11 protein-coding genes are annotated in these 9,757 nt (G+C 69.7%); 4 read left to right on the plus strand and 7 right to left on the minus strand.

Annotated elements, in window-relative coordinates:
• Positions 1–101: 101 nt before the first annotated feature.
• On the minus strand, positions 102–626 hold the full coding sequence (locus tag AOK22_RS07465; RefSeq protein ID WP_055697785.1) for a GNAT family N-acetyltransferase: 525 nt from the start codon (positions 624–626) through the stop codon (positions 102–104).
• Between the two features lie 244 nt (positions 627–870).
• Positions 871–1,323 carry an Rrf2 family transcriptional regulator gene (locus AOK22_RS07470; protein WP_055697786.1) on the minus strand — a complete coding sequence of 151 codons (453 nt, stop codon included), beginning with the start codon at positions 1,321–1,323 and terminating at the stop codon, positions 871–873.
• Between the two features lie 155 nt (positions 1,324–1,478).
• On the opposite strand from AOK22_RS07470, the gene AOK22_RS07475 reads away from it, so the two are divergent.
• The 4 genes from AOK22_RS07475 (at position 1,479) to nrdR (ending at position 4,934) form a co-directional block, all read left to right on the plus strand.
• Entirely contained in the window at positions 1,479–2,234 is a 756-nt protein-coding gene (locus tag AOK22_RS07475) for an SDR family NAD(P)-dependent oxidoreductase (RefSeq protein WP_055697787.1), read from the plus strand.
• A 624-nt stretch (positions 2,235–2,858) separates the two neighbouring features.
• Entirely contained in the window at positions 2,859–3,506 is a 648-nt protein-coding gene (locus AOK22_RS07480) for a hypothetical protein (protein WP_055697788.1), read from the plus strand.
• Positions 3,507–3,684: 178 nt separating this feature from the next.
• Positions 3,685–4,092 carry an STAS domain-containing protein gene (locus tag AOK22_RS07485; protein ID WP_157872193.1) on the plus strand — a complete coding sequence of 136 codons (408 nt, stop codon included), beginning with the start codon at positions 3,685–3,687 and terminating at the stop codon, positions 4,090–4,092.
• Positions 4,093–4,484: 392 nt separating this feature from the next.
• Entirely contained in the window at positions 4,485–4,934 is a 450-nt protein-coding gene (gene nrdR / locus AOK22_RS07490) for a transcriptional regulator NrdR (RefSeq protein ID WP_055697790.1), read from the plus strand.
• A gap of 13 nt (positions 4,935–4,947) precedes the next feature.
• Here the strand turns inward: nrdR and cobF are convergent, their stop codons facing one another.
• The 5 genes from cobF to AOK22_RS07515 all read right to left on the minus strand — a co-directional run bounded on the left by cobF (position 4,948) and on the right by AOK22_RS07515 (position 9,513).
• Positions 4,948–5,757: a precorrin-6A synthase (deacetylating) gene (gene cobF, locus AOK22_RS07495; RefSeq protein WP_055697791.1), complete on the minus strand. Its 810-nt coding sequence runs from the start codon at positions 5,755–5,757 to the stop codon at positions 4,948–4,950.
• Positions 5,758–5,951: 194 nt separating this feature from the next.
• Positions 5,952–6,407 (minus strand): peptidoglycan-binding domain-containing protein, encoded by a 456-nt coding sequence (locus tag AOK22_RS07500; protein ID WP_055697792.1) that lies wholly within the window; start codon positions 6,405–6,407, stop codon positions 5,952–5,954.
• Between the two features lie 204 nt (positions 6,408–6,611).
• The gene (locus tag AOK22_RS07505) at positions 6,612–7,490 is read right to left on the minus strand and encodes a DUF4436 family protein (RefSeq protein ID WP_079036409.1); all 879 of its coding nucleotides are present in this window, start codon (positions 7,488–7,490) and stop codon (positions 6,612–6,614) included.
• A 16-nt stretch (positions 7,491–7,506) separates the two neighbouring features.
• Positions 7,507–8,658 (minus strand): agmatine deiminase family protein, encoded by a 1,152-nt coding sequence (locus AOK22_RS07510; protein ID WP_055697793.1) that lies wholly within the window; start codon positions 8,656–8,658, stop codon positions 7,507–7,509.
• 237 nt (positions 8,659–8,895) lie between these two features.
• Positions 8,896–9,513 (minus strand): TetR/AcrR family transcriptional regulator, encoded by a 618-nt coding sequence (locus AOK22_RS07515; RefSeq protein ID WP_425264009.1) that lies wholly within the window; start codon positions 9,511–9,513, stop codon positions 8,896–8,898.
• Positions 9,514–9,757 lie beyond the last annotated feature (244 nt).

Consider the following 9,757-nt stretch of genomic DNA (forward strand, 5'->3'; position numbering starts at 1 on the left):
CGGCCCGGGGACGACGGCCCGAGCCCGACCACCCGGCCCCTGCCCTCCGGCTCGGCCACCGCGAGGGGCCCTGGAGGGTGTCGCCTCCAGGGCCCGGGGAATCAGCGGCGTTCGAGGTCCGGACGTCCGAGCCTGAACAGGACCGCGTTCTCCTGGGTGGTCCACCGGCGGAAGCCGGCCTTCTCCAGGACGCGGACCGAGGGCGGGTTCGACAGTTCCACGGTGGCGGAGACCGTGTGGACGTCCGCCGAAGTGAAGGCGAACTCGGCCAGCGCCCGCGTGGCCTCGGCGGCGTAACCCCGGCCGCGGCGGGAGGCCACCACGCCGTATCCGATTTCGAGTACGCCGTCGCCGGGCGGCCAGAAGAGGCCGATCGAACCCACCACCAGGCCGGTCTCGCGCTCGATGACCAGACGGTGGCCGTAGGGGCCGAGCCAGGCCGGGCGCTGGTCGAAGAGACCGGCGATCACGCGGTCGCCCTCGGCGGGAAAGTCGTCCGCCCAGTGTGTGGAGCGGATGCCGTCGAGGACCGCGGTGGCCTCGCGCATGGTCCAGGGCCGCAGGACGAGCCGCTTGGTGATCAGATCGGCGTGGGTGGGTGAAGAAGGTGAAGAAGAGGAAGACACGTGTCTCTCCTGGTCGTTGAAGACGACCCGGGCCGCGCTCGCTGTCGCGCGGACGGGATGAGGGCATGCCGATGAGGGCCGACGGCGGCCATATTCATCAACCTCCCCATCCCGTGATCACGCGGCTGTCGCGCTGGCGTGAACGTAACAACGGTTCGTCCGCCCGGGCAACGCAATTCCCTGGCAGGCCTGATTGCCAGGCCGTGCGTCGACCTGGGCTTCGACGCGGATCCTGGCAGCGATGTCAGCGCGTGACGGGAGGCTGGCGAGGTGCCGCGAGTACGTCCTGGAGTACGTTCTCGAGCGTGACGCGGGCCAGCTCGCACCTCAGGGTGTCCTCGATGCCCTCGTAGATGCCCCGCATCGCCGGCTGGATGCCGTAACCCACCACGCATTCCTGGTCCGGGGTGGTGCGGTGCATCGCGAACAGCGGGCCGGGTTCCACTGCCTCGTACACGTCGAGCAGGGTCATCGACCCCAGCTCGCGCGCCAGCGACCAGCCCGCACCCACACCCCGCCGGGACTCCACGAGCCCGGCCCTGCGCAGCTCGCCGAGCAGCCGCCTGATCACCACGGGATTGGTGTTCGCGCTGGTCGCGATCTGCTCGGAGGTGGCGACCTCATGGCCCTGGCGCTGGTAGAGACCGATCCAGGCCAGCGCATGGGCAGCGATGGTCAGCCTGCTGTTGGCACTCATGAACCCTCCTCCCGGCTGCAACGCTCCATGTTACGACAGCGCAGCCGCAATGGCGCAGCCGTAACAGCACCGTCGTAACAACGAAGGTTGCAACGAGCTGTCGTAACAATTAGCGTTGCGACTGCCGAGAAGGGTCAATCAACGAGGTGAGAAGCATGAGCAAGCCACTGACGGGCAAGGTCGCCCTGGTCACCGGCGGGTCGCGCGGACTGGGGGCCGCGACCGTACGACTGCTGGCCGAGCAGGGCGCCGACGTCGCCTTCACCTACGTCAGCTCCGAGAAGCAGGCGCGGGCAGTCGTCGACGACGTGCGGCGCAAGGGAGCGGATGCGGTTGCCTTCAAGTCCGACCAGGCGGACACGAGTGGGGCGCCGGCCCTGATCGACGACGTGGTCGCGCACTTCGGCGGCCTGGACATCCTCGTCAACAACGCGGCGATCTCGGTGGAGCAGGGCCGCACGGTGGACGACCCGGACGCCGACACCGCCGCACTGGACCGGATGCACGCCACCAACTACCTCGGCGTGATCGCCGTCATCCGGGCCGCTTCCCGAGTGCTGCGCGCGGGCGGCCGCATCGTCACGGTGAGTTCAGGGCTGGGCTCCCGGGTCGGCGCCCCGGGCCTCGCCGACTACTCGGCGACCAAGTCGGGGATCGAGAGGTACACCATGGGCGTCGCACGAGACCTCGGGCCCCGGGACATCACGGCCAACGTCGTGGAGGCCGGACTGATGGAGGGCGGCATGGAAGGGCCGGGCCCCGAGACCCTCAAGGCCCTGGTCGGCTCACTGTCCCTGCAACGCATGGGCCGCCCCGAAGAAATAGCCGCGGCGATCGCTTTCCTGGCGAGCCCCGCCGCGTCCTACGTCACGGGCGCGGTCCTGGACGCCCACGGCGGCTACAACGCCTGAACCGGAGCCCCTGCCGTGCGCCCCGAAGGACATCGCGCCTTCGGGGCGCGCACCGACGACGACCCGCGCGCGCGTGGACACGCCGCAAGAAGCCCGGGGCGTGATCGCGCCCCGAGCCCCGAGCCCCGAGCCCCAAGGGAGCACGCGCGGTCGCGCCGCCGGCGACGGTCATGCGCGACCTCGGGACTTCAGTCCCGACTCCCGGTCTTGCATGGGCCGAGCAAAGCCCGTTACAAGCCTGAGCAAAATAGGCAATATCGGACCTTTACCTTCGAATGGTCGGCACGTGGACGGAATCAGGGTCCACGGAATCGGCACCCCGACGAACCGAAGGAGATTCACCATGCGCAAGCACATACGCACCGCCGTCGTCACTCTCGCCGCCACGGCCGCCGTCGGCGCCTCCGCCGCCGACCCGCCCTCCCCCGACGGAGGGCGGGCAGACCTGTGTTCGCGAGCCGGTCACTCTGCTTGTTGATACGTGTGACGGCCACCGTGCGGGGAGCGAACGCTCCGGCGAAAACCGCCAGGAGTACTGCCCCACCCACCGCCCGAACCACATCCCGAGCGCGTGCGTCTACTCCACCGACCGGACGACAACGCACCACCAACGGGGGGCACATCATGCACGACCTGACCGAACTGTGGCTGGAGGGCTCCGTCATGGCCGTCATCCACGCGGCCGGGGCCGAGCAGGGGTACTGGGTCGACGAGACCGGCCTCAACCACGATGACGGCAGCAGCAATTGGTGGCAGCTCGTCCCGCTCGGCGGTGGCCGGGCCGTCGTCATGGGCAAGGACCACGACCTCTCCGGTGACGTGTGCGACGACATCGCGCAGACACTGTCGGACGGCTCCGCCTGGCTTCGGGAAGCCTGGGAGAACGACAGCGGCGGGCTGCGCCGCACCGTGAACGCCAAGGCGCCCATCGGCTTCTTCCACTGGTACGACACCGACGGCACCCAGGACTGCGTGCCCACGGAGGACGAGGACGACGGCAGCACTCTGGTCAGCGCGCCCTTCAGCGACGGCGACCAGCGCCTCTTCGAGGCGTACTACGGCGTCGGTGACCTCGACGAGGCGGACCGCTTCGCCGACGCGCTCCTCGACGCGGCCAGGGCGGGTGCGCTCACCGCCGACGTCCTGCTGCCCGTACTCCGCTGCGCCGACCCCGACCGCACCCGGCCCTTCGATCTGGAGTCCGCGCTGAAGACGGCGGCCATGGCCGGGCTCGTCGCGGGAAGCCGAGCACCGGAACTGCCCGCCCGCTAGTACCGCGACGCGTACCGCACGGGTACGCGTCGGGGCCGTCGCCGTGTCAAGGAAGCAACCCGGTGGACCTCATCAGGATGGAATGTATCCCTCCTGTCAGGGGTTCTTGCTGCTCACATGGGGTGATAGTGCCGTGTGCCGCGTGTCCCGCGACGGGAAGGGAGGCGTTGATGGGGATGTGAGTACTTCAACCACCACCCCGATACTGCCCGCCGCTCTGGCCTCCGCCGCCGCACACGAATCGGGCGCGGACAACGCGCCCTGCGACATAGTCGTCCGCTCCTGCACCACCCTCGGCAGGACGCTGATCCTGCATCTCGCCGGAGAGATCGACCACGCCAGCGCCGCCCCTCTCCGTGCGCTGCTGGCCTCGGCAGCCGCCGACGGCTACACCGGGCTCGTCCTGGACACCGAGCACGTCACCTTCTGCGACTCCGGCCTCCTGGCCGCACTCCGTTGGTGGCCCCGCCAGGGACGCTGCCTCAGACTCGCGAGCCGCTCACGAGCCGTTCAACGCCTCCTCCGCGCGGCACGGGTCCGCCAACCCGACTTGTTCGTCCAGATGCGGACGGCGTCGGCGTCATGACGTTCATACTCCTGACCTGCGGTCCGCTCCTCGCAGCCGTCCTTCTGCTGCGCTGGAAACCGCGTGAACCTCACCGCCGCCGACTCGCGCCCCCACCACGGCCGTCGGCTCGCCCACCCGTTGAACACCGCTCCCCCGCACAGCTGATGCTGCGCGTCAGGGCGTAGCCCGAGACAGGTGGTGGAGCCCGTGCGGACCACGGGCTCCACCGTCCTCGCCAAGGCTCACCCGGTCCTCCCCGCTCCTCGGCAGGTTGTGGGCTGACGTGCCGAGTGTTCCGGATCCGGTGAAAAAGACCAGGTCAGTTCCTTTATGATCAGGATCGGGTTCACGGTCGGCCGGACACCGGAAGACGCCTCAACCATCCGAGAGAATCGGAAAGGACACGAACGGTGTGCTGCCCCTTCTGCAGGCTCCCCGACAGTCGCGTCATCGACAGCCGGTCGACCGATGAAGGCACCTCGATTCGCCGTCGCAGGCAATGCACTCACTGTCAACGCCGCTTCACCACCGTGGAGACCTACTCCCTGCTCGTGGTCAAACGCAGTGGCGTGACGGAGCCGTTCAGCCGGACCAAAATCGTCAGCAGTGTCCGCAAGGCGTGCCAGGGCCGCCCCATCACCGAAGACATGCTCGACCGGCTCGGTCAGCAGGTGGAGGAGAACGTGCGGGCCACCGGAAGCGCCCAACTGTCCACACACGAGGTCGGGTTGGCCGTTCTGGAACCGCTCAGCGAACTGGATCCGGTGGCCTATATGCGGTTCGCCTCCGTCTACCGCGCCTTCGAATCACTCACCGACTTCGAGAACGCCATCGCCGATCTCCGCGCCAAGTGCGGCTAGTTCCACTTCGCCATCACTGACGCGGCTGCTTCGACGGCTCTTCCAGGATCCGCAGCAGATACGTGTCCATGATCCAGCCGTGCCGTTCCCGGGCCGCGGCCCGGACCTGCCTGATGCGGTCGGACACCTCGCGCAGAGGCCCCGCGATGAGCAGTTCGTCGGGCGTGCCCAGGTAGGCACCCCAGTAGATCCAGACGTCCTCCCCCTCGACCCGGGTGAACGACTCGTGCGCGTCGAGCATGACGACGATGTCACCGTCATCGTTCTGCCCCACGTCGGACAGGCGGCGGGCCGGCGTGATGTGGACGGGCCGGCCCACCTGGTTGATCGGAATGCGGTGCCGCGCGGCGAGAGTCGACACGCTGGTGATCCCGGGGACGACCTCGATGTCCGCCGAGACCTGCCCACGCGCTTCGATGTCGGAGAGGATCCCGAGAGTGCTGTCGTAGAGCGAAGGATCCCCCCACACGAGGAAGGCCCCGGTCTCGCCCGCCGCCAGTTCGTCGAGCATCATCCGCTCGAACAGGTCCGCACGGCGCGCACGCCAGCCCTCGATGGTCGCGGTGTAGTCGGAGCGATCCATGGGGCGCCTGTCACGGCTCGGGTCCTCGACCTCCACCACGCGATACGGAGCCTCGGCGTGCTCCTCCAGCATCTGATGGCGCAGATCCGTCAGGGCGGCCTTGTCGGCACCCTTGCCCACGATGAAGAAGACGTCCGCGCGCCGGATGGCCTTCACCGCTTGAAGGGTGAGGTGGTCGGGGTCGCCCGCGCCCATGCCGATGACGAGGATCGTGCGCCGGTCCGTGATCTGCGTGCTCATGACGGACAGTCTCGCAGCTCACCCCCGAGCCTGGGCCGGGCCCTCTGCCGCACCGTCGGGAATCAGACGAAGCACACCCCCTGCCGAAAGGCCGGGCAGGTCAGCGCTCCGCGGGCGGGCCGCGCATGCTGTGCCCCGGGCCCGATGTCACCATCGAACCCGGGGCGTTGCACGCGACCGATGGCCGGGGCGGCTCAGCAGGCGGCCGTCGCCCGCCAGAACGCGGCCCTGGTGTCCGGCCCGGCGACCCCGTCGACGGTGAGCTTCTCGACACCGGACCAGTTCAAGTACCGCTGGAGCGCCTTGATCGTGTTCGTCCCGACGACTCCGTCGACGACGAGCTTCTGGCTGCCGCTGTAGCCGTAGTCGTTGAACAGCCGCTGGGCCGCCTTCCAGCTGTCCGTGCCCAGTTGCCCGTCTATCCGGCCCGGCTTGTAGCCCCAGTAGTCCAGGTAGCACTGCCAGTTCTTGGCGTGCGCCGTGTTGAGGCCGAGGTTGTTCACCGCGAGAGCGGAGACGCCTCCGGCACTCGCCGTCGTCGCGGCGGCCGGCGGTGCAGCGACGGCGGCGCTCGCGCCCGCCAGGCCTCCGGCGGCGATCCCGATGACGGCGGCCACGCCGACGAGTGCCCTGGTTGCGGCAGATCGCATTGCTTCCTCATTCCTGTCGGTCGTACAGGAGTCGGGCGCGGCCGCCATCGTCTTCCGTCCCCCGGCGGCAGCCGCCCTTCCCGGCGGAAGCAGCAACGTAATGCGCCCGACCAGGGCGGTCGTCAACCCAGCAGGGTACGTCGAGGTCAACTCTCGTCGTAGTGCTCCCGTCGTAGTGCTCTCGCCCTCAGGGCGAGGGGGATGTCACGGCGAGGGCGGGTCCGACGGATGGGCTTCCGCTCGCATGCCCATCACCACCACCGTGATCACGCAGAACGCGATCACCGTCTCCGCCCAGAGGAACGCGACGTAGTCGAGCAGGGAGCCGATGGGCGGGGTGCCGGGGGCCGTGTTGCGGAAGGCGGCCAGGGCGAAGAGCGTCGCGGCCATCCAGCCGAGGGCCGGCCAGGTCAGCCCCTTGCGGCGGGAGAGCAGGAACCATGCGCCGATGAGGACCGCGATGGCGAGCGCCCACATCGCGGCCATCATGAACACCGCGAAGATCAGGACGCTGGTGGAGCGCGCGAGGCCGACGTCGAACACCGCGGCGCCGGCCGCCTCCGACGCGTCGACGTCGGCCGCGAACAGCGCATCGTTGTTGGTGAGCGTCATCCGGACGGGCACCGGCTCGTCGTCCCGCACCGCCGCGCCGAACTCCAGCGTCGCCTCGTACGCGTCGAACGGGTAGTCCGTGATCGAGCCCGCCGACAGTGTGACCGGCACGTCCACGGTCGAGATCCTGCTGTGCGCCGGGAAGGTGAGGTCTCCCCGTACGGAGGAGGACGTCTGGAGCGTCAGCTTCTCCGCGGGGGACACACCGCTCGCCTCCGCGAGGCTTCCGCGCGGGGTGACGAGGAGGCGGAGCACCAGTTCGCGACCCGCCGCGTCGACCCGTTGGACCGATGCGGTGATGTCCACCCGGTCGGACGCCGAACCGCCCGCCCGGTACCGGGTGTCCAGGGCCTGGCGTTCACCGAACTGGAGCCAGACCCCTACGGCGGCCGCCGCGGCCACGGCGCAGAGCACCAGCCCCGCGGCGAGCAGTCTGCCGCGGGACCGGGAGAGGCGTCGCTTCGTGACCACAGCCGCTCCGAGGGAGTCAGTCGACCGGCTTGCCGGGCTCGTCGTGCGTCGAGCAGTGGATGCCGCCGCCACCGGAGGCGATGGTGTCGATCTCGACCTGCACGACGTCGCGCTTGGGGAAGTGCTCCTGGAGGATGCTCTTGGCCCGCTTGTCGGCCTTGCGGTCGCCGAAGCGGGGCATGAAGACGGAGTCGTTGGCGACGTAGAAGTTCGCGTACGTCGACACGAAGTCGTCGCCCTCACCGGTGATCTCGTACAGGTCGGGCTGCGGCAGGTCCACGATCTCGAAGGGCCGGCCCTTGGCGTCGGTCGCCTTGCTGAGCACGGCCTTGGCCTGGTCCGCGGCGCGCGACCACGAGTCGGCCGGGGTGTCGGGGTGCGCCCTGTCCAGGAGCACCACACCGGGCTCGGTGAAGCGCACCAGGCTGTCCACGTGCGCGTCGGTGATGTCCTGGCCGCGCACACCGGCCAGCCAGATCACCTTCTTGATGCCCAGGGTCTGCTTGAGCTCGGCCTCGATCTGGTCCCGGCTCTTTCCGCGGTTGCGGTTGTCGTTGACGATCGAGCTCTCGGTGATCAGGAGCGTTCCCTCGCCGTCGGTCTCGAACGAACCGCCCTCGGCGACCAGCGGGGCCTTCTTGCGGGGGATGTCGTACTCGGCCAGCAAGGTCCGGCCCACGCGGCCGTCGTTCGTGTGCTCCTGCTTGTTGCCCCACCCGTTGAAGTTGAAGTCGATGCCGGTGACCTTGCCGTCGTCCTCCACGAACACGGGCACGGTGTCGCGCGCCCACAGGTCGTCCACGGGCAGCGGGATGACCTCGACGTCGCGCCCGCACGCCTTCTGGGCCGCCTTCACCTGGTCGGGCCGCGCCATCATCACGACGTACTCGTACTCCGCGATGGCGCGGGCGACGCGGGCGATGTCCTCGCGTACGTAGCGCAGGTCGTCCTCCCACACCGACTCCAGGGCGGGCCACGACATGAACGTGCGCGCGTGGCTCTCCCACTCGGCGCCCATGCGGCGTCCCTTCGTGTCCGTGTCCTGGTCGGCGGCGGCGCTCGCGACATTCGAGTCGCCGGGGCCGCAGGCCGACGCGCCGAGCACGACGGCGCCGATTCCGGCGATCGCGCGCAGGGCCGAACGGCGGGAGGGGAGGAAGGTGGACACGGTGAACTCCGATCATCGTGATGGGGACAAGCTAGCCGCCGGTGTGGCGGACCGCTCGACGAGCGCGGTGCGGCGCGGGCGGCAGGTGGGGTGTGCGGGTGGGGGGTGTGCGGTCGCGGGCCTGAGTCACGCGAGCCGTCGGCGGTTGGTGCCGCGCCGTGGACGGCCGGATTCCGCTGGGCGGATGGGCTAGCCGTGCCGTCACGCTGTTCCTTCACTGTCGCACGGACTGAAAATTCAGTCAAAGACGGTGACGGCCGTGACGGGGGTGGTGTTCGTGTCGGTGCGGGTGGGAGCGGCAGCGGCGCCGGTGGGAGTGGTGGTGCCACCGGCGGGAGCGAGGGTGGTGGCGCATCTCGCCAGTCGGGCGAGTTCCACGGCTATCACCTCCCGCATCAGCTCGCGGGCGTGGTCCAGAGGGAGCAGTCCGCTGAGCCAGCGCGTGCTGAGGCCTTCGAGCGTGGCGGTCAGCCGCTCGGCGGCCACGGTGCGGGCGGGCGCGGGCGCGGCCGGGTGGACGCGGCCGAGGGCGTCGGTCAGCTCGTGGATCCAGATCAGACGCGCCCCGGCGAGCGCCTCGCGCAGCTCGGGGTCGAAGACGGCGGTGGCCTGCAGCTCACCCCAGGCCGTGCTGTTCTCGCGCACCTCGGGCCGGTCCTGGAATTCGAGGAGCAGGGAACGTTCCAGTGCACGGCGGGGGCCGTCGTGGCGCTCGCCGGGCGGGCTGCCGACGGTGTAGCGCTCCGCGCGGTCGCTGATGAACTCCAGGGTGCGGTGCAGGATGCCCGCGCGGTCCTTGAAGTGGTAGTAGACGAGCGCCGTGGAGATGCCCGCCTCCTCGGCGACCTCCGTCACGCGAAGTCCCCGGACCCCGCGTCTGGCGATGACTCTGGCCGCCGCTCTCAGGATGTCCGTCCTGCGGTCCGCCTTCACGTCGTGCCCCTTCTCGTGCGCCGGCCGGTCGACCCTGGTGATCACGCGGACCGTATCGTCTCACATTGACTGAAACTTTAGTTAGCGGCACGATCGTCCCCCGTGGCGGTCCATGGCCGTCGCGCCGCCGGGCGCCGGTCCCCTCCCGCCCCCGCACTCTTACCTC

This window comes from Streptomyces silaceus, from assembly GCF_001419745.1.
GTDB lineage: Bacteria > Actinomycetota > Actinomycetes > Streptomycetales > Streptomycetaceae > Streptomyces > Streptomyces silaceus.

Excerpts from the sequence above, each read along its gene's own strand:
- AOK22_RS07470 (WP_055697786.1), bottom strand. The coding sequence starts at position 1,323 with ATGAGTGCCAACAGCAGGCTGACCATCGCTGCCCATGCGCTGGCCTGG.
- AOK22_RS07475 (WP_055697787.1), top strand. The coding sequence starts at position 1,479 with ATGAGCAAGCCACTGACGGGCAAGGTCGCCCTGGTCACCGGCGGGTCG.
- AOK22_RS07480 (WP_055697788.1), top strand. The coding sequence starts at position 2,859 with ATGCACGACCTGACCGAACTGTGGCTGGAGGGCTCCGTCATGGCCGTC.
- cobF (WP_055697791.1), bottom strand. The coding sequence starts at position 5,757 with ATGAGCACGCAGATCACGGACCGGCGCACGATCCTCGTCATCGGCATG.
- AOK22_RS07500 (WP_055697792.1), bottom strand. The coding sequence starts at position 6,407 with ATGCGATCTGCCGCAACCAGGGCACTCGTCGGCGTGGCCGCCGTCATC.